Origin of the sequence: Spirosoma sp. 209 (assembly GCF_002006735.1) — a bacterium.
Taxonomy (GTDB): Bacteria; Bacteroidota; Bacteroidia; order Cytophagales; family Spirosomataceae; genus Spirosoma; species Spirosoma sordidisoli.
Window position 1 is genome coordinate 171359 of sequence record NZ_MVEC01000005.1, and the last position, 19169, is coordinate 190527.

At 56.3% G+C, this 19169-nt stretch carries 12 protein-coding genes; 4 read left to right on the forward strand and 8 right to left on the reverse strand.

Features of this window, described 5'->3' with window-relative positions; all coding sequences use genetic code 11:
- Genes B1C80_RS10520 through B1C80_RS10530 form a run of 3 tightly spaced genes read right to left on the reverse strand, consistent with a single transcriptional unit; the run spans window position 1 to window position 6802 of the window.
- Window positions 1-2184, reverse strand: a complete 2184-nt coding sequence (locus tag B1C80_RS10520; RefSeq protein WP_139361633.1) for a DUF6259 domain-containing protein — start codon at window positions 2182-2184, stop codon at window positions 1-3.
- 34 nt (window positions 2185-2218) lie between these two features.
- On the reverse strand, window positions 2219-3709 hold the full coding sequence (locus B1C80_RS10525) for a RagB/SusD family nutrient uptake outer membrane protein (protein WP_077921046.1): 1491 nt from the start codon (window positions 3707-3709) through the stop codon (window positions 2219-2221).
- Window positions 3710-3739: 30 nt separating this feature from the next.
- A complete protein-coding gene (locus B1C80_RS10530) occupies window positions 3740-6802 on the reverse strand; it encodes a TonB-dependent receptor (protein ID WP_077921047.1) in 3063 nt (1020 codons plus the stop codon).
- 169 nt (window positions 6803-6971) lie between these two features.
- Between B1C80_RS10530 and B1C80_RS10535 the strand changes: the two genes are divergently transcribed.
- Window positions 6972-8090 (forward strand): LacI family DNA-binding transcriptional regulator, encoded by a 1119-nt coding sequence (locus tag B1C80_RS10535; RefSeq protein WP_077921048.1) that lies wholly within the window; start codon window positions 6972-6974, stop codon window positions 8088-8090.
- A 1131-nt stretch (window positions 8091-9221) separates the two neighbouring features.
- Here the strand turns inward: B1C80_RS10535 and B1C80_RS10540 are convergent.
- Window positions 9222-9878: a deoxynucleoside kinase gene (locus B1C80_RS10540; protein WP_077921049.1), complete on the reverse strand. Its 657-nt coding sequence runs from the start codon at window positions 9876-9878 to the stop codon at window positions 9222-9224.
- 95 nt (window positions 9879-9973) lie between these two features.
- On the opposite strand from B1C80_RS10540, the gene B1C80_RS10545 reads away from it, so the two are divergent.
- Complete coding sequence (locus tag B1C80_RS10545) at window positions 9974-10978, forward strand: rhodanese-related sulfurtransferase (protein ID WP_077921050.1); 1005 nt, start codon at window positions 9974-9976, stop codon at window positions 10976-10978.
- Between the two features lie 12 nt (window positions 10979-10990).
- On the opposite strand, the gene B1C80_RS10550 is transcribed toward B1C80_RS10545, so the two are convergent.
- The 3 genes from B1C80_RS10550 to B1C80_RS10560 are packed head-to-tail and all read right to left on the reverse strand — an operon-like array spanning window position 10991 to window position 13594.
- The gene (locus B1C80_RS10550) at window positions 10991-12085 is read right to left on the reverse strand and encodes a dipeptidase (protein WP_077921051.1); all 1095 of its coding nucleotides are present in this window, start codon (window positions 12083-12085) and stop codon (window positions 10991-10993) included.
- A 19-nt stretch (window positions 12086-12104) separates the two neighbouring features.
- The gene (locus B1C80_RS10555; protein WP_077921052.1) at window positions 12105-13202 is read right to left on the reverse strand and encodes a D-TA family PLP-dependent enzyme; all 1098 of its coding nucleotides are present in this window, start codon (window positions 13200-13202) and stop codon (window positions 12105-12107) included.
- Window positions 13199-13594, reverse strand: a complete 396-nt coding sequence (locus B1C80_RS10560) for a RidA family protein (RefSeq protein WP_077921053.1) — start codon at window positions 13592-13594, stop codon at window positions 13199-13201. Before B1C80_RS10560 ends, B1C80_RS10555 begins: the two co-directional genes overlap by 4 nt.
- 228 nt (window positions 13595-13822) lie before the next feature.
- Here B1C80_RS10560 and surE point away from each other — a divergent pair, with 228 nt between their 5' ends.
- Both surE and B1C80_RS10570 read left to right on the forward strand, forming a co-directional pair.
- Window positions 13823-14599 carry a 5'/3'-nucleotidase SurE gene (gene surE / locus B1C80_RS10565; protein WP_077921054.1) on the forward strand — a complete coding sequence of 259 codons (777 nt, stop codon included), beginning with the start codon at window positions 13823-13825 and terminating at the stop codon, window positions 14597-14599.
- 93 nt (window positions 14600-14692) lie between these two features.
- Window positions 14693-16237 (forward strand): GH3 auxin-responsive promoter family protein, encoded by a 1545-nt coding sequence (locus B1C80_RS10570; protein ID WP_077921055.1) that lies wholly within the window; start codon window positions 14693-14695, stop codon window positions 16235-16237.
- Between the two features lie 99 nt (window positions 16238-16336).
- Here B1C80_RS10570 and B1C80_RS10575 read toward each other — a convergent pair whose 3' ends face one another.
- The gene (locus B1C80_RS10575) at window positions 16337-19168 is read right to left on the reverse strand and encodes a M14 metallopeptidase family protein (protein WP_077921056.1); all 2832 of its coding nucleotides are present in this window, start codon (window positions 19166-19168) and stop codon (window positions 16337-16339) included.
- Between the last annotated feature and the right edge of the window lies 1 nt (window position 19169).

Here is a 19169-nt window from a genome sequence, read left to right on the forward strand (position 1 = left end):
TCAGTTGTTTTTTCCGTAAATCAGCAGACGGATCGAATTCGGTTTAAGCGTGCTTGCCGGGGAGGCTGTCGCCGTGCCGCCAGCCCCACGGTTCGGTTCGTGGGCTTCTACCAATCGATAGCCAGGTACGTTGATGGCCACGGACCGATCCGCTGACGGGTTAGTATTCCAGACCACAATGCCCAGCCGGTCGCCCTGGCGAAATCCTTTGGCCGTGATATCGGGGCCACTGACCTGAAAGCCTTCTTCGTCGACGAAGGTGCCCATCCGCAAAAACAACGCGTGGGCGTTTTCGAACCGGATCAGGTCCGATACATATTGGGTCGCTACGTCGGCCGGGGCTTCCCTGATTTTGGCCGGAACGGGTGGGTAGTAGGTTACTTCGGCGTAGCTCTCGGCGGTGGGCATTTTTCCTTTCACCAGGTAGTCTACATCTTCTTCATAGCGGCTTTCGATCTCGTGGCGGAGGCCATACACGACCGCGAAGTTGGCTTCGGCGCGGGTAATCATCGGGTTGGCGTTCCGCTGCGTTTCGACCAGTTCGGGGAAGGTGTACCGGTACAGGGCCGGGAATGAATACTGCGCCGACCCAAAACCGATGGGTTCGATAGCGGTACCGATGCCCCAGCCATGGTGGTAATCGATGTTGTCCAGCACACCGTCATGGGTTGCTTCGGTCATGATGATAAATTCCGGGTCCAGCTTTTTCATGGCCGTCCGAATCTCGTTGAGCATCATGACCCGGTATTTGGTGCCCGATTCCTGGGGCAGCTTATGATCCTGAATTTTGGAAAAATTCAGCAGGGCTCCCTTCACCCCCGCCTGATCGTAGAGGATACCATCGGCACCCAGCTCCCGGGCCTGAAGAGCCAGGTTCATCATGGTTTTACGCCAATAGGCTGAGCTGTACGAGCTTTCGACAAAGACGACGGGCGTGGCACTGTTGTACTTCCGGATGCTGCTGGTATAAGCCATCTGGTCTTCCCGAACGGCCATGGTCTGGTTGCCGGCGTATTTATAGTACTCGCTCGTAGCATCCATCATGGTGGCGTTGGCATACAGGATGACCTTGAAGCCGCGCTTGTGCGCCCGCTCGATGCCCGCTTTCAAAGCCGGCTGCCCGCCCAGCAAATCGTCCGGTATCCAGTTCGGAAACAGTCGGTCGTGTCCGCCATGCGCCCAGCCGAACAGGCCCAGGGTTTTGAGTCCGAACCTATCGGCAATGTCGCAGAGCTTGTCGATCTCGTCGTATCGCCACATCACGTAGCCGTTCTGTTGTTTCAGAATGGCCAGAAACCAGCCCGCATCCTGCTTTACCCAGGTCGGCAGCGTCGGTAGCGTAAACTGACTCAGATACCAGGTCCGGTAGCGCTTGGCCCCCGTGTGCCACGTCCCTCCATAGGGGGCAATATTGACCTCAGGTACTGTGAATGTTGTGCTAAACACCGGAAAAGTGATTGCCGAACTGAACGAAGCAGAGGGCGTATTGTAGGCTACCTCGAACTGTTTCTTGGTTCGGTCCGCATCGTGGCACCCGATGTACAATCCCTGCTGGGGGGTGTTGATCGTAAACCATTGCATGCTGCCCCGTCCACTGGGGTAATCGAACGACAGTTTGCCCATACTGGCGGGATCAGTATAGCAACGGCCGAGCGATTCGGGCCAATAGACACTGGGTTTACTATCCTTAGCCTGGATATCGGACAGGATCGGATAGGTGAGCTCCCGCAGGAGCCACGGTGACGCGTCGGGTTTATCGGCCTCTATGCTCAGGTTGCCGGAAAAGACAAAGGCATCGTCTTTCACCCCGACACGGAACACCGCTTTTACGGGCAACGCACGCCCTCCGCCCTGCAACCCACTGTACGTCAAGACGATTTCATTGCCCGTCTGCGCTACTTCAGGGGCTGTCTCCGGCAGTACCTCTACCAGTTTCGGAGCAAGGATGGTGCTTTCCAGCCGGTTCTGCAGGGTCAGCTTCCAGAGTTTCGACAGGGGCGTGCGGGTTGCCAGGGTCGTGCTACCCTTCGGCGCAATGGTCAGGTTTCCCTGCCGGTCGACGGACAGCGTGGCATGGGTGGTGGAGAGCCGGACCGACTGGGCCAGACCCGTCAGCGGCCACAGACCGGCCGCCAGCAGCGCCAATCCGAAATAAAGTGGGCGAAGGGAACGTAAATGTATCATAAATTATGAATCAGCATTAGTCCGGCAAGTTTGCTCAATACCCGGGATTCTGGTCGGCCTGCGTAAGGGCCAGATTGGAGTTAAGTTCGGAAAGGGGAATGGGGAACAGCGTGGCTCCCTCCCGTACGTTTTTGCCCTGGGCTTTGATGATGGCCGGAAACTGACCCGTGCGCATCAGGTCGAATAGCCGCTTGTTTTCAATCACAAATTCCAGGCTCCGCTCGCGGATAACTGCCTGCCGGAATGCGGCCTTGCTCAAACCCGCCGGCAGGTCGAACTCCGAGGGAGCGTTCAGCGGCACTTTGTACCCCCGACGCCGGACCTGATTGACAGCATCGTAGGCGGCCGGCGGGGGGCTGGCAGCGGCCTGTGACGCAGCCTCGGCAAAAATTAACAGTACATCCGCGTAGCGATGAATGATCGGGTTGCACGGACTGTTCCCGTTTGATACCTCGTTGGGGGCGTTGTACTTACCAAAGCCCGGAAACGGTTGGGGATAATCGAATACGCTGACAAGTTTGCCCGCCTTGTTGATAAACTTGTCATAAGTCGAAGCCGCCTTCCGCCCGTCTTTACTATCCCAGTTGAGCCAGATGTCGGACTTCTGTTCTACCGACCAGTTGGCGCTACCCAGAAAACAATTGGGGTTGTCGGAGCCTCCGGCATGGTTGAAGGAAGCGAACCAGGTACCAATGGTTGGCCCGTCGAACTGAATCGACTGGATGATTTCGGCATTGGCTTCGTTGCTGATGGAAAAAACAGACCTGAAATCGGGCAGTAGCTGGTATTGCTTTGAATCGATCACTTCTTTCGCCTTATCAGCGGCCTGCTGCCAGCGTTCTGTAGTCAGAAATACCTCTGCCAGCAACGTCTGAGCCGCTCCCCGGGTTGCTCGTCCCCATTCGGCCGCCGGGCGCGTCAGCGGCAGCACTTTCTCGGCTTCCAGCAAATCGGCTACAATCTGCTCATACACCTTTTCTCTGGGCACCTTCGGATTGTTGGTCTGACCGGTCGACTGAATTTCGGTTGTGGGCATAGGCACGCCACCGAAGAGCCGGACCAGGTTGAAGTAATTGTAGGCCCGCACGTATCGGCACTCACCGACCAGGGAGGCCCGGCGTGCTTCGTCCATTGGAATCGTTGGAATCCGCTGTATACCCGTATTGGAGCGATTGATGCACAGGTACATCTGCTGCCACAGTGCCGTATGAAACGGGTGATCGGGCGTGACATTGAAGTTATCGACTGCCTGGAAGGTGGCATTCCGGCCGATCATCACCTGGTCGTCGGCCAATAAACCGACGTTATAAAAGTTGCGCCTGAAATAATCGTCGCTGGTGAAAGGCTGATAGGCCGCAACAACGGCGGCTTCGGCATCGGCGGCCGTTTTATAGAAATTGTCTGCCGATACGAAACTGTACACCTCTTCCTGCAACGAATCCTGACAGCCCGGCAACAGGGCCAGCGAGAGCGACAGGCTCAGCGAGATCAGCCCCCGACGGAGGAGTGTTTGACGTGTGTTCATGAGTTGGTTACTTGTCGGTTTAAGAATGCGTTAAAAACCCAGTCGCAGGCCGGCTGTCCACATTTTGGCCGCCGGATACGCCCCGATATCGACACCTTTGCGCAGATCGGAGCCCGCCGTTGAGCTTACCTCCGGGTCGAACCCGGTATACCGCGTCACCGTCAGCAGGTTCTGACCGCTCACGTAAACCCGTGCTGACCGGAACCACTTTACGCCCAGCGATCCCACCGGAAGGTTGTAGCCCAGTTGAATGTTCCGCAGCCGGAAGTAGGAAGCATCCTCGAAAAAACGGTCGGATACCAGCGGACTGACGCTGGATGCGCGGGGATATTTGGCGTTTACGTTTCGGTTTTCGGTCGTCCAGCGGTCGGTGATGTCGGCTACCTGGTTGTTACCCCGGGCAAACACATCACTGAGCGTGAAATTGTTGGCATTGAAGACCGTGGCCCCCTGCACACCCTGAAACAGAACATTCAGATCAAAGGGGCCGTAGGTGAGCTGCGAGGTGAGGCCATAAATCAGGTCAGGGTTCGGTTTGCCCAAAATCGTCCGGTCGTCGGCCGTGATCCGGCCGTCCCCATTGAGGTCTTTGTACCGTTGCTCGCCCGCCCGGGCGTTAGGCATCAGACTGGTAGTGCCCTGGTCCTCTCCCCACAGGCCGTCGCGGACGTAGCCAAAAAAGGCCGACACTGGCTGACCCTCGCGGATGATGTTGACCGGCAAATCGACGGGTGAAGTGATCAGCGGGGCAAAAAACTGCCCCCCCCGAACGGCTACCGACTGTACCCGGTTCTGGTTGGTCGACAGATTCAGCCCGGCATTCCAGCGCAGTTTGCTGCGGTTGAGGATCGTCCCGTCTATGGAAACATCGAATCCCTGGTTGCGGATGGAACCCGAATTAAGCAAAATGCTGCTGAATCCGGATGAAATCGCGACCGGTACCTGAGCCAGCAGATCGGTGGTGTTCTTGACGTAATAATCGAGGCTTAGATTGACCCGACTATTCAGGAAGCTAACGTCGAGCCCGGCGTCATACTGCGTGGTGGTTTCCCACTTCAGGTCCGGGTTCGCCATCGTCGTGACGGCAAAGCCTACCACCGGTGCCTGAGTAACACCCTGAATGCTGGTAACGGTATTGAGCCGGTTTAACGACTGATAGTTTCCAATTTCCTGGTTCCCCGTTACGCCTATACTCGTACGTATCTTCAGATCAGAAATCCAGCTTACCGCCTTCATAAACGGTTCTTCCGACACCCGCCAGGCCAGCGCGGCCGACGGGAAAAAGCCCCATTTGTTACCGGACCCAAACCGGGAAGACCCATCGGTCCGGGCCGAAACGGTTAGCAGATACCGGTCCCTGAAGCCATAGTTGACCCGGCCCAGCCACGACAACAGCGTGTTTTTGCTCCGGCCCGACCCGGGCAAACCCGGACTGTTGCCCGCCGACAGGTTATCCGTTCCAAACAGGTCGACGGCAAAGTTCTGCGAGCTGGCCGACAGTGAGGAGAACACGCTTTCCTGCCAGGTAAATCCGCCCGTGGCGTCGAGGCTGTGATTCGCTCCAATCTGTTTTTTATACGTCAGAATGTTTTCATTGAGGTAGGTCGATCCCTCCCCCGTGAAAACGCTGGCCTGGCCGGTCGATCCGGGGAGCTTCCGGGAGAAATAGCGGTCGGTACGGTCATTGCTATAGTCGATTCCCAGTCGTACACTCAGCGCCAATTCAGGCGAAAAAGCATAGGTCAGGTTTGTATTGGCCAGGATTCGGTTCGTAACCAACTGGTTACTGAATTCCTGAGCCAATGCCAGCGGATTGGTACCGAACGGCTCCGTTGCCGGAATGGTGTTGACCCGGAAATAGCTGCCGTCTGCGTTGTATACCGGGGCCAGCGGTGCGCTGATCAACGCATTATACACCACCCCATTGCCGAAATTAATGCTGGTTCGGGCCTGCTGGTTGATGCTTCGCGATGCGGTGATACTGGTCGACAGACTCAGTTTACGGCTGATGGTGTTATCCATGTTTGCCCGCACGGAACCCCGGCTGAAGCCCGAACCGATCACGATCCCCTGCTGATCGAACCAGTTGCCCGAGATGGCGTATCGACTGGTTTCTGACCCACCCGAGAACGACAGGGCATAATTCTGGATAGGAGCCGCCTGGAATAGCTCCTCCTGCCAGTCGGTACTGACGGGCCAGCTGCTTTTGTCAGGAAACGGTAGGGTGGTTTGCCCGAGGTTCCGGGCTTTTTCGTTGGCCAGATCCATGTACTGGGAGCCGTTCAGCAGTGGTAGTTTACGCCGAACCGTCTGCACCCCATAGTAGGCTTCGAAATCGACAGTACCGGGACCGGCTTTGCCGCGACGAGTTGTTATGATGACGACCCCGTTAGCACCCCGAGCACCGAAAATGGCGGTTGCCGACGCATCCTTGAGGACTTCCATCGAAACGATGTCGTTGGGGTTGATGGTCGCCAGCGGGTTGGTCGGCTGCGACTGACCGTCGTTCGTTCCGATGCTATTGTATACCGGAAAGCCATCAATGACGTAGAGCGGTTCATTACCGCCAAGGACTGAATTTCCCCCGCGTACCCGGATACTGATAGCCCCACCCGGTGCCGAATTCGACTGGATCACCTGTACCCCGGCAACCCTCCCCTGCAGGCCTTGCTCGGCCGAGGTGATGGGCATCTCTTTAATAGCCTGGGCCGACACCGACGCAATGGAGCCGGTTACGTCCCGTCGTTTCTGCGTACCGTAGCCGACCACCACCACCTCGTTCAGCGATTTATCGTCGGCAGCCAGGGTTACGCTGATTTCGGTCCGATTTCCCAGGACCACTTCGGTATTCTGGTAGCCAATGTAACTGACGGTGAGCGTTGCCGTAGGACTTGCGGTCAGTGTAAAGCGGCCATTGGCATCTGTTGTGGTACCGGTAGCGGATCCTTTGATCACCACCGATGCGCCGGGCAAAGGCGAGTTGTCGGTCCCTGAGAAAACAATACCTGTCACTTTTTGCTGGGCAAATACCGGATGGAGGATCGAAAGGCAAAGCGTGATTAACAGCGCTAAATAGGCGTATAGGCGTTTCATCTGTAATTGGCCTTGATTAAGGGTTGATGTTAAATCCGGCACAATTATAATAGCACATTTTCAATATACAACTGCACAATTTTATGCAAACGTTTGCGGGAACGTGTGCAGAAAAAATTATTTTTGTGGAGTCAATTTTCGCTATCTTTCTTTATCCCGTTCCATAGCTATGCCCCGTCTCGACCGCAGCCGCCGTACCACTGTTACTATTGTTGATATTGCTGAAAAGCTTCAGATTTCCTCGTCGACGGTATCCCGGGCGTTGCGTAATCATCCGGATATCCGACCTGAGACCGTTGAGGCCGTCAAGAGTATGGCCAAGAAGCTGAACTACCAGCCCAACACCCAGGCCCAAAGCCTGCGCGAACGCCGGACACGGCTGCTGGGCGTACTGGTTCCGGAGATTCAGCAATTCTTTTACAGTTCGGTCCTCAACGGCATCGAAGAGGTTGCCTTCCGAAAAGGGTATCAGGTTGTGGTCTGTAAATCAGGCGAAACCTACGAGCGCGAAATGCTTCAGGCCTCAGCCATGGGGAATCAGGTAGATGGGATGATTGTGTGTCTATCGCAGCAAACCCGTAAAACCGAGCACTTCAGGCAGTTGAAGCAACAGGGTATGCCGCTGGTATTTTTTGATCGGTCGCCGGAGCGCTTTACGGCCCACAAAGTAGTGTTCGACAATGAAGCCCATGCGTTTCAGTTAACTGAACACCTGCTCAAATCAGGTTTCAGCCGAATTGCCCTGTTAACCGGCCCGGCCCACCTGACTAGTTGCCAGGAGCAGATCCGGGGGTACGAAAAAGCCCTTGACCGCTACCAAAAAGGTGACGATGCAACGCTGGTACAGACAGTGGGGTTTGGCTACCAGGATGGCTGCGTGGGTTTCCAGAAGTTGATGAAGCAGCCAGCCCCGCCAGATGCTATTCTGGCAGGCAGCGACCAATTGGCCTTCGCCACTTTACTGGAAGCGCGTAGCCTTAAACTGGCCATTCCCGGTCAGTTAGGGCTCGTCGTTTGCGGGGGCGATCCGTTTCATGCCCGATTCGAAAACGCAGTGACAAGCCTGACGGCGAAAGGATTCGAAATGGGCAGCCGGGCCGCCTACCTCTGCATTCAGGACATTGAAAATACCGACAAAGCGGTTAAGGCCCGAACCGAACGGATCACCTCCGACCTGGTGATCCGGCATTCCAGTGTTCGTCCGCAGGGCGGGGAGTACGCAACTGGCGACTACAGCCGGCATATAACTACTCATGAGCCAGGTGCCGACGAGGTTCACATTTATTAATTGTCGGATAAAAGGCGGGGCTGGATCCCATAAGTAGAGTCACTCACAAGACGTCCCTGTTTTACCCATTCAGGCAGAGTCGCCCGGTCTGGCAGAGTGAAAACGGCCTGGATACCACCCATCAATTCATTAAAAGATTACCGTTAACATAGTCTCGCGCGAATATGCAGCTTGCGCCTTTTTTTAAGTCTATCAGTATTTTAGCTCCACCCGCATAAGGGCATTAGATACCGAAGGTTGGGTAATGGAATCGATAGGCACGTGTTCCTAATTAAGCTATATACAGCCGCGCCTTATTGGTAGGGGGGCCAGCTGGCAGATCGAATTAGAGAAGCTGAGATCGGGAAAATGAAAGGCCCAGCTGTAAAGGGCTAAAAACAAAAGCCCGGCTGCAAGGGCGACCGGGCGTTGTGATATTCTCAATATACTTTATTCTACCAATACATAAGCAAAAATCATGCCTGTGTCCGGCGTCGGTGCAGCTGAATTATTTTACCTATTTATTAAGCGGCACATCTTTATATAAATTCTTAATTATCAATAAGTTAACATTTAATAATTACCCCATAGACCATATTCCGAATTTGCCCTTTGTAACACTGGCACGAAACCTGATATGTCAAAAAACGCCATAACAACCCATATATACCTGAATTACCATCTGTAAATCAGTATATTACTCACTCGTTAGCTACTGTATCCACCCAATTTCCATAGCCCTTTTCAGACTGAGCATTTACTCCGGATTCGGGCCGTTCATTGATAGAATCACTCAAACACGAACCCGTCACGAGCCGAGGGTTCGCACTTGTTTTCCGTAGGCATTGAGCAAAACAAACGCCCGGTTGCAGGGCTACCGGGCTTTGTAAACTCCTCTCAATATATTGTCTTGTCAGTCAACTCCGTACAGGTTGACTGTTTGTTTCTCTGTATTGTCTAGGAAACCAATATTTGTTCCTATAAAAACAATCAAACTTATCAAATGTTACCCAAAGTTGCTTATTCGTAATTACATTTTCAAAAATATAAATTATTCGGTAACCAAATTTATCCGGCAATAGTGTGCATTACCGCGTCATTCTGCTCAGATCGGTATGCTAGTGAGTAGCCTTTTCGCATCCGAACGGCTACTCAGCGGCTAGAAAGGCTTCTACTGGCCAGGCGCTGGTCAATCTGCCGGGTTATTTCGGCAAAATCGGCCGCACGCTCCGCATAGTCGAGCGTGTTCACATCCAGAATGAGCAAATCGCCCTGTTCGTAAGTATCCACGAACTGGTCGTACAGCTGATTAAGGCTGAGCAGGTATTCATCGCTGATGCGCTGCTCGAACGACCGGCCCCGCTTCTGGATCTGTTCGCGGAGTTTGGGCAGGTCAGCCCGCAGGTAGATCATCAGGTCGGGCGGCTGCACCAGGCTCATCATGTTATCGAACAGATTCAGATAGGTCTGGTAATCGCGCTCGGCCATTCGATCACTCTGGTAGAGGTTGCGGGCAAAGATGGCGGCATCTTCGTAGATCGTGCGGTCCTGAACCACGGTATGTACCTGACGGGGATTGTCGCGATTGGCCTCCCGAATGGCCATAATCGTTTTGACCTGGGCGAACCGACTGTTCAGAAAATAGATTTGTAAGTTAAAGGCCCAGCGCGGCATGTCGACGTAAAAATCAGCCAGATACGGATTGCCTTCCACGGCTTCGTAGAGTACCTCCCAGCCGTATCGGGCAGCCAGCATCTCGGCCAGCGTGGTCTTGCCGGCGCCTATATTTCCTGTGATCGCAATGTGCATTCGGGTCAGGCGCGCCCCGTGATTAGGTGAGTCGATCGGGCCGCCTATCAGCTAACCGCTGCTAACTATCGAGTGTTTTCCGTTAATTTTGTAGTATGAAACCGTACAGCGTCTTACTCTACTATATTTATTCACCCATCGAGAACCCCGACCAGTACCGCGACGAGCATCATCGGCTGTGCCTGCGGCTGAACTTGCTGGGCCGGGTAATTGTAGCCCCCGAAGGACTCAACGGCACCGTTTCGGGCCTGACCGCCGATTGTGAAGCGTACATGGCCGCGCTCCACGCCGACCCGCGCTTTGCCGACATCGAGTTTAAGGTCGACGAGGCTGACGGGCATACTTTTCAGAAACTACACGTTCGGGTAAAGCCCGAAATTGTGCACTCCGACCTGCCCGTCGATCCGCGCCGGCAAACGGGTATCCACCTGGAACCCGAGGAGTTTCAGCAGCTCAAAAACGATCCGGATGTGGTTCTGGTCGATATGCGATCGAATTACGAACATGCCGTTGGCCGGTTCAGGGGAGCGGTGACGTTCGACATGGAGAACCTGCGCGAACTGCCCGAGCATGTCCACGAGATCGAACACCTCAAAGACAAAAAAATCATCACTTATTGCACCGGGGGTATCAAGTGCGAAAAAGCCAGCGCTTATCTGCTGTCGCAGGGCTTTCAGAACGTGTACCAACTCCACGGTGGCATTATCAAATACGGCATGGAAGCGGGAGGCACTGACTTCGACGGCCAGTGTTACGTGTTCGACAACCGGGTTACGGTCGACGTCAATCACGTGAATCCAACCACGGTGTCGGTCTGTTACCGCTGCGGCACCCCTACCAGCCGCATGATCAACTGCGCCAGCCCGGCCTGCAACAACCACGTTACCCTCTGCGAATCCTGTGGCGATGAACACGGCGGCACCTGCACCGATGCCTGCAAAACCGACCCGGATCTGCGCCCCTACGATGGCACCGGCTATTACGGCAAGCAATCCGTTGGGTATACGCCGGCGCAGGGCTACATCAGCCGTCGGGGTCAGAAAATTGACCTGAGCGCCCCACGGCTGGCCGCTGCCAGCACGGATACGCCGTCGGCCTAGTTACTGGTTAAGCTAGGGTAAGGCGTTCTGCAGAAACCGAAGCGCATTGCCAAAAAAAATCGCGTCGATGGCGTCGGCTGGATAGCCCCGGGCAGCCAGCCGGTCGCCAAGCCGTTGCAGATCGGCAATGGTATCGAGATCCGTAGGCGACTGCTCCCGACCAAACGCTCCGTCGAGGTCGGACCCGATAGCGCAGTGCAGCGCGTTGCCGGCCAGCTGGCAGATGTGGTCGTAGTGATCAACGATCGTCTCGATGGTTATACCGAAGTCGGCCGGGTTACTCTGACGCTGGGTCAGCCCGGGCTTCATCATCCAGGCATCAAAACACCCGCCAATAACCGCCCCGCGCTCAACGAGCTGGCGGATCTGACGGTCGGTGAGTTGCCGCTGGTGCGGTACCAGGGCCCGGCAGTTGTGGTGACTGGCCCAGATCGGCCCGCTGTAGAGCGCCAATGCTTCCTCGAATCCTTCGTCGGTCAGGTGGGTTACGTCGAGAATCATCCCTAGCCGATCCATTTCCCGCAGCAGCTCGCGGCCACGGGCTGTTAGGGGACCGCTTAGTCCGGTACCGGGGGCATAGCGTCCATCGCGGTAGTGGGCTGGCCCTATCGCCCGCAGGCCATACGCATAAGCCCGTTCAACGTAGGAAAGGTCGATCAACGAATCGGCTCCTTCCAGACTCAGCACAAAACCGACAGGCTTTTGATCAGCGGGTTCGCTCTGATCCTGCCAGCGGGCGACATGTGCATCGAGGGCCGCCCGACTGGCAATGAGTACCATCTGCTGTTCGTCTTCCATCGCCTGATACCAGGCCCGCTGCGCCTGCGTCATGGCCCAGGCCTGGGCGGGCGAGTTCCAGCCCGAACCCGGCAGTACAGCACCCGAACCGTCCGCATCGGAGGGGTTGACCCGGGCAATCTGCGTGGCAACGACCAATCCAATATGGCCCCGCCGAAGGTCGGGGAGCGACACCACGTTTTTACCCCGATCAATCTTGTCGGTCATGCCCTGCTCCGAAGCCCGAATGGCGGTTACCGGCTGGCGGTAGTCGCGGTTCCATTCGATGGCATTCATGGCCAGATCCAGATGGGTATCGATGATGAACATAAGTAATGGGAAAAACTGGTTAGTGGCCCCGGGCGGTTACCTCCCACCGACCAGTCCATTGATTATTGACCACCACATCGGCCTGATCGTACAGGTTGACCGTCGGGCAGATATGTACCGGCACCCCGTACCATACGTCGCCGGGCTGGTATGGGCTGCTGTCCTCCACGCGCACGACCAGATGTTCTTCGCTCTGTCCTATGGGTTGCGCCCCGGGTTCGTTCAGAAAAACGACCCGGGGCAGCGGGTTTTCGGCCGCGACGGACTTGTGGCCGAGGTCGAGACAGATGGTTTGCGGATCGACAATGGAAATGACCCGCATCAGCAGAACGGCAGCCATGACAAACGGCTGATCCGGCAGCATCTGGGCGTAGCCCGCATCCCAGAATACAAACGTACCGGGACTCAGCTCCAGACCAGGCCGACGCGCGTGCATGGAAAAACTCGGCGAGCCGCCCATGATCAGCGGCAACGTTTCGCCCCCCGCGTCGGCAATAGCCTGCTGAACGCCCGCAGCCAGCGTAAAGCTCTCGTCGGTCCGCCGGGCGCGGTCCGTGAGATCGGTATCCCGAATGTGGCCGTCGTAAGCATGCAGCCCTACCACCCGAATGCCGGGTTGCGACTGGCAGTGATCGTAGAGGGCCGGTGCGTCGGCGGGCTTGATACCGGTTCGGTTCATTCCCACGTTCAGGTCGATGTACACGTCGAGCGGGCTGGCCACGAACGAAGCTGACAGGCGATCGGCTGCGGTTTCGTTATCGATCAGACAGGCAAATCGAACGGCGGGGTACTGATCCCTCAGCTCGGCCAGCCGCTGTACTGATGGACCAACCAGTGGATACGCCAGCAGGACGTCCCGCGCACCGGCATTGGCCAGCATCCGGGCTTCGCGCAGGGTGGCGCACTTGAAAGCCACGATCCCCTCCGCCAGGAGCAGCTCGGTTACGGCCCGCATCTTGTGGGTTTTCACGTGCGGCCGCAGTCGCTCCGCCCCCTTTCCGTCGGCCATACCAGCAATTTGCAGGGCCGACCGAATATTAGCCGTCACCCGGTCTGGGTACACCAACAAGGCGGGAGAGGCAATGGTGTCGGGATTTTCTACTTCGTACCAGTTCATGACTGCGGCACCCGGGCAATCACATCGATTTCTACCTTGATCCCTTTGGCCAGCCCCGACTGAACGGTAGTACGCGCCGGCAGCACCCCCGGAAAGTAGGTTGCGTAAACGGCGTTATAGGCCTCGAAGTCGTTGATATTGGCCAAATGGGCGGTCGTCTTCACCACATCATCCCAGGTGCAACCCGCGCCTTCCAGCAGTTCCTGGATGTTCTGCATAACGCGATTGGTTTCTTCCTCGATAGTGCCCAGCATGACCTCACCGGTTAGATAGTCCAGGGGGGTCTGGCCGGATACGAAGAGCCAGCCATCGCAAACGAGACCGGGCGAATAGGCAGGTGTTATAAGTCCTTCTTTAACAACAGGATGATGAATGGGTGTTTTTGTGGCCATGTCGGGTTGGTTTGTACTGGCTGCAAAAGAAACAGTTTTTGTGTCCCTACCCAATTTATTTACCCACTATCGACCCGGTAGCCTTTGAATCCGATCGCGTATTAGGAGTACCTTTTCCGGTCATCAGGCCCACAGCCCGATAGACGCAAAAGCAGCAGCTTCGGGCGTATTTGCGTAGTTTTGCAAAAACAGCCGGTCTTATTCATACCGGCGACATACGAACTCGTTATGGCTGACAGAAAGCCCCTGATTTTAATTTCGAACGATGACGGTATCACCTCCCACGGCATCCGGACACTCGTTGACTTGATGAAACAACTGGGCTCGGTGGTGGTCGTGGCGCCCAACAGCCCGCAGTCGGGCATGGGACATGCCATTACCATAGCCAACCCGATCCGGCTTTATCCATCCGATATTTTTGGCGAGGTACCCGCCTACGAATGTTCCGGCACCCCCGCCGACTGCGTCAAGCTGGCGAAACATCACGTACTCAAGGACCGGGCCCCCGACCTGGTTGTGAGCGGTATCAACCACGGCAGCAACTCATCCATCAGCGTGCTGTATTCCGGCACCATGTCGGCCGCCATCGAAGCGGCTATTGAAGGCATTCCCGCCATTGGTTTTTCGCTCGGCGATTTTACGCGCCAGCCCGACTTTTCGCATACGCACGATCACATCCTGCGCATTGCCAGTAATGTACTCGAGCGCGGTATGCAGCGCGGTACCGCCCTGAACGTAAACTTCCCGGCCCGGACGGCAGAACCGATCAAAGGCATCCGGATCTGTCGGCAGGCTAACGCCAAATGGCAGGAGGTGTTCGACGAGCGACGCGACCCCCACGGGCGTCGGTATTTCTGGCTCGCGGGCGATTTTGTCAACTTCGACACGCATGCCGAAGACACCGACGAGTATGCGCTGTCACAAAACTATACCTCCGTTGTGCCGTGCCAGTATGACCTGACCGCCTACAGCATGATGGATCAATTACGTAACTGGAATCTGTAACCAAATGCTACCCGATAAACGAAACAATGAGCAATCGACACCCCAGTTGGTTCGTCTGGGTCGTTCATTAGATAGCATTCATCCTTATTAAGAATGGCACTTCTCGGCAGTATGTTAAAAACCGGCATTCGGCTTACGAATGTCGTACAGCGCAGGCAGCTGAATCCGCTGAAACAACAGCGGAAGGCGTTCCGCAAACTGGTCGGCAAAGCCCGGTTTACGGATTTTGGCACCACCTACCACTTTGAGGAACTGCTCAGCGCAGCCGAATTTGGCGGCAAGCGGGAGTTCTACGAAAAATTCAAGCAGAACGTCCCCATCCACGACTACAACCGCATGTTCGACAGGTGGTGGAAACGGTCGCTGGCGGGCGAAAAAGATGTAGCCTGGCCGGGGAAGGTGAAGTATTTTGCGCTGAGTTCCGGCACCTCCGAAGCGGCTTCGAAATACATTCCGGTAACCAAGTCGATGTCGAAGGCCATTCAGCGAACGGGCGTACGGCAGATTCTGACGCTGGGACGCTACCAGAACCTGCCGCCGACCCTTTACGAAAAAGGCTGTTTGATGCTCGGGGGTAGCACCGACCTCAACGCCCGGGGGGATCACTTCGAAGGTGACCTTAGCGGGATTACCGCCAGCCGGATACCCCTGTGGTTCGAGCGGTTCTATAAACCGGGCCGCGAAATTGCTCAGGAGCGCGACTGGGCGCTGAAGCTCGACGAAATTACCGAACAGGCCGCCAACTGGGATATCGGCTACGTAGTGGGCGTACCGGCCTGGATACAGCTGCTGATGGAGAAAATCATTGCCCGCTACCAGGTAAAGACCATCCACGACATATGGCCCAACCTGATGGTGTTTTGCCACGGGGGCGTCTCGTTCGAACCCTACCGGGCTGGATTTGAGAAGCTCCTCGCCCACCCCATTACCTATATTGAAACCTACCTGGCTTCGGAAGGCTTTATCGCTTACCAGACCCACCCGAACGCGGAGGGTATGCAGCTGGTGCTGAACAATGGGTTGTTCTTCGAGTTCATTCCCTTCAACGAGCAGAACTTCACCGCCGATGGCGAGCTGACGGAGAACCCCCAAACGCTGATGATCGACGAGGTAGACGAAGGCAAAGAATACGCCCTGCTCCTGTCGACCTGCTCCGGCGCGTGGCGCTACCTCATTGGCGATACCATCCGGTTCGTCAGCAAACAGCGGTCAGAAATCATCATTACGGGTCGCACGAAGCACTTCCTGAGCCTCTGTGGCGAACACCTGAGCGTCGACAATATGAACCGGGCTATCGAGATGGTATCCGAAGAACTCGGCATTTCGGTGCGGGAGTTTACCGTGGCCGGCGTTACCCACGATACCCTGTTCGCCCACAACTGGTACATCGGCACCGACGACCCGGTCAACCCCGACGCGCTGCGTACCCGACTCGACGAGAAACTGAAGGAGCTCAACGACGACTATGCCGTAGAACGCCGTCATGCGCTGAAAGAAATTACGGTTACGGTGCTGCCTACCGACACGTTCTACAAGTGGATGAAGTCGAAGGGCAAGCTGGGGGGGCAGCATAAGTTTCCGCGGGTGCTGAAAAAAGGGCTGATCAACGAATGGGAGTCGTTTCTGGCTACGGCCTGACCAGGACCCGGCGCCTGTAGCTTTACCCTACTGAAACGGTTCGGGCCCGGCGGGAAGAATGACTTCCTGCCGGGCCCGAACCGTTTCAGCTTGAACCGCTTACTTACCAATCATAGACACGGCCTGGTTGTTGAGGCTGGTGCTGTACAACTGGTTCAGCAGCAGTTTGAACGTTCCCTGTGCCTGAGCCCGGAAGGTGATTTCGGGTCCAAATGCGTATAGCTTGCCCGCACCCACGGGTGCCATGAAGGCCGCCACACCATCCTGCAGGTACGACTGTCCCCAGGCCCAGCCGCTCCGCAGCGGCTTGTCGGTATCGAACCACGCCAGCGGCATTACGGCCCCTTTGGCGATGGCATCGGGCGAGAGTTTGAATACCGGACTGTTATCGAAGTAGACGTCGGTTTGCGAAGGCATACCCCAGGTGGCATGCTGGGTCGAATCCAGGCTCACCCGCAACACGCTGCCCGGAATGTAATACTTCTCGCCCGGTAGTGGCCGCTCTGTCCCGCTGCTCGTCATCTCCGTCAGCGCGTTCTTCACGGGCAGTTTCAGGTGATAGGCCAGGTTGGTGCTCGACCCGATCGTCACAACCGTACCACCTGCTTCCAGAAACGCTTTGATCTGCGGGATCGACTTGGCTGCGGTGATTTTTCCGAGCCGGGGGCGGTATTCTTCCGGGGTTGTCTCTTCTTTGGGTTCCCGCTCCATAGCGCTGAAGATGTCGTTGTCCTGACCGCGTACGGGCGGTATGGCCCGGGTCACGAAAACGATAACGTCGAATTTCTTTTTCAGGTCACCCGCGTCGATATCGCCGGGGTAGATCACCTTCATCGGGAAGTGGTACTGTTCCATCAGCCAGCGTACCCAGCCCGACGGCATCGATCCGCCATAGGTATCCCAGAGGGCAATCCGCATGGGCGAGACTTTAACCATCGATGAGGATGGCCGTTTGGCGACGCCCGTCACGTCGAGCCCCAGGTCTTTTACCGACTTATCGAGTATCGCCTTGGCCTTGGGTGATGCCGACACGAAGAAAGCGCCTGCTTCTACGCCCGACTTGCTGCCCAGTCCGTTGGGCAACCGGTACACGTCTACCCCCGACGCCAGCAGGTCATTGACCGCAATAAAGGAATTGTTGGTTCGGGCGCTCAGCAGGTATCCTCCCCCGGCAGCCCCGGCCATGCGCCCTTCGGGCGACTGTAGCTCACCATATGGCAGCTTTTTGAAGGGGCCATCGAAGCCGTCGAGCACCCGGTCGAACTGCACGTTCATCAGGTAGGCCAGTGTCCAGCCAGCGGCATCGTACGGACGAACCGGCGGCCCACCCGGGTACTGGAAATCGTTGGGGTGATCCTGCGGCTCGAACATGTCGAGCACGTGGGGCCGGAACGCCTGATCGGTCTTGACTACGTACGAACCGGCGGGGTATTTTTTGCCGGCAACGGTGAAGTCGGCGGTAGCCTGCTGAATCTGGATTCCGGTTTTGACCAGCGCGTTGATGAACTTAACAGCGGTAGCAAAGTCGGGCTGGTTGGCCGGAATGATGAAGCCCCGCGGGTCGCGCAGGACCGGTGCTTTCATGATCGTATCGTAGTACTTAACCGGCATACCGCCCCCCCGTGGCAACATCCCGTATTGAGCCAGGGCCGCATTGGCGGAGGTAGACGTCGGCTTCTTCGGATCATTTTTGAACGCGTCGTTGATAGCCTCGATCCGCTTGGGTGACAGGCCCCAGGTGTCTTTACTACCGCGCTCGATCGAGTTTTTACCCATGCGGTAGATGTTGAACAGCAGCTCGTCGCGGTAGCGGGCCGCGTAGCCCATCACGGCATAGTTCAGCGACAACGAATAATCGATGGATTGTTTGAAGTGCCACTTCTGCGGGGTTACCGGGAACGGGGTGTTGCCGTTCGGGATCAGCCGGCTCGGTACCAGCGGAATATCTTCGGGGGTTGGGCCACCGATGATTTCGGTCAGCAGGCCGATCATGTTGTGGAAGTGAGTCGTTGTGCGCAGACCGCCGTTGTACCAGGTCGAGAATACCGAACCACCCAGCCGCGTAAAGCCCGGTTTGTTTTCGGCATTGAGCCGGTTGATCATGGCCGCGCCCAGGGCGTCGATACCGGTAACCATCAGCGGATCGAAAACGTAGTTGAAGGGGTCGCGGTAAGGCGGTCCCGCCAGTACCGAGCCGGCCGGTCCGCGCTGGTGGTGGTTATACATGATCTGCGGAATCCACTCGACAAACAGCTGCCGCCCGATGTTCTGGGTTTCCTTCATGTTCATGATGAAGAAGTCGCGGTTGTTGTCGTGTCCGATGTATTTCTGATACAGCCGGGGCAGGTTATCGAGCGATCGTTTCTCGGCTTTCGGCTCGCGCATGTACCAGTTGGTCACGATCTCCTGACCGTCGGGGTTGGCGTGCGTCAGGAGCAGGATGTCCTGATCCAGGATCCGCATCGTCTCGGGGTCTTTGCGGCTCACCAGCTGCCAGATGGTTTCGATGAGCTGCATCGTTCCAACGGTTTCGGTAGCGTGGAGCCCCCCGTCGATCCAGACAATGGCTTTTCCTTCCTGGGCCAGCGCCCGGGCCTGGTCGTCGGTGAGTCCTTCGGCGCGGGCCAGCTTCTGGGAAATCTCCTTGTAGCGGTCCAGTTTCTTCAGGTTCTCCGGCGACGAAACGATCAGCATATACTGATGGCGTCCTTCTTCAGTCATACCGATGTCGACGAGTTTGACCCGGTCCGAGGCAGCCGCCACTTTCTTGAAATAGGCTTCGGTCTGCGTATAGGTAGCGAGTTGATAATCGTCGCCAATGTTGAACCCGAAATGTTCTTTGGGCGACGGTATCGACTGCGCCAGGGCACCGGTCAGATACCAGCCTGACAGCAATAGAAACGTTGATAATCGAAGGAAAATAGACATCATA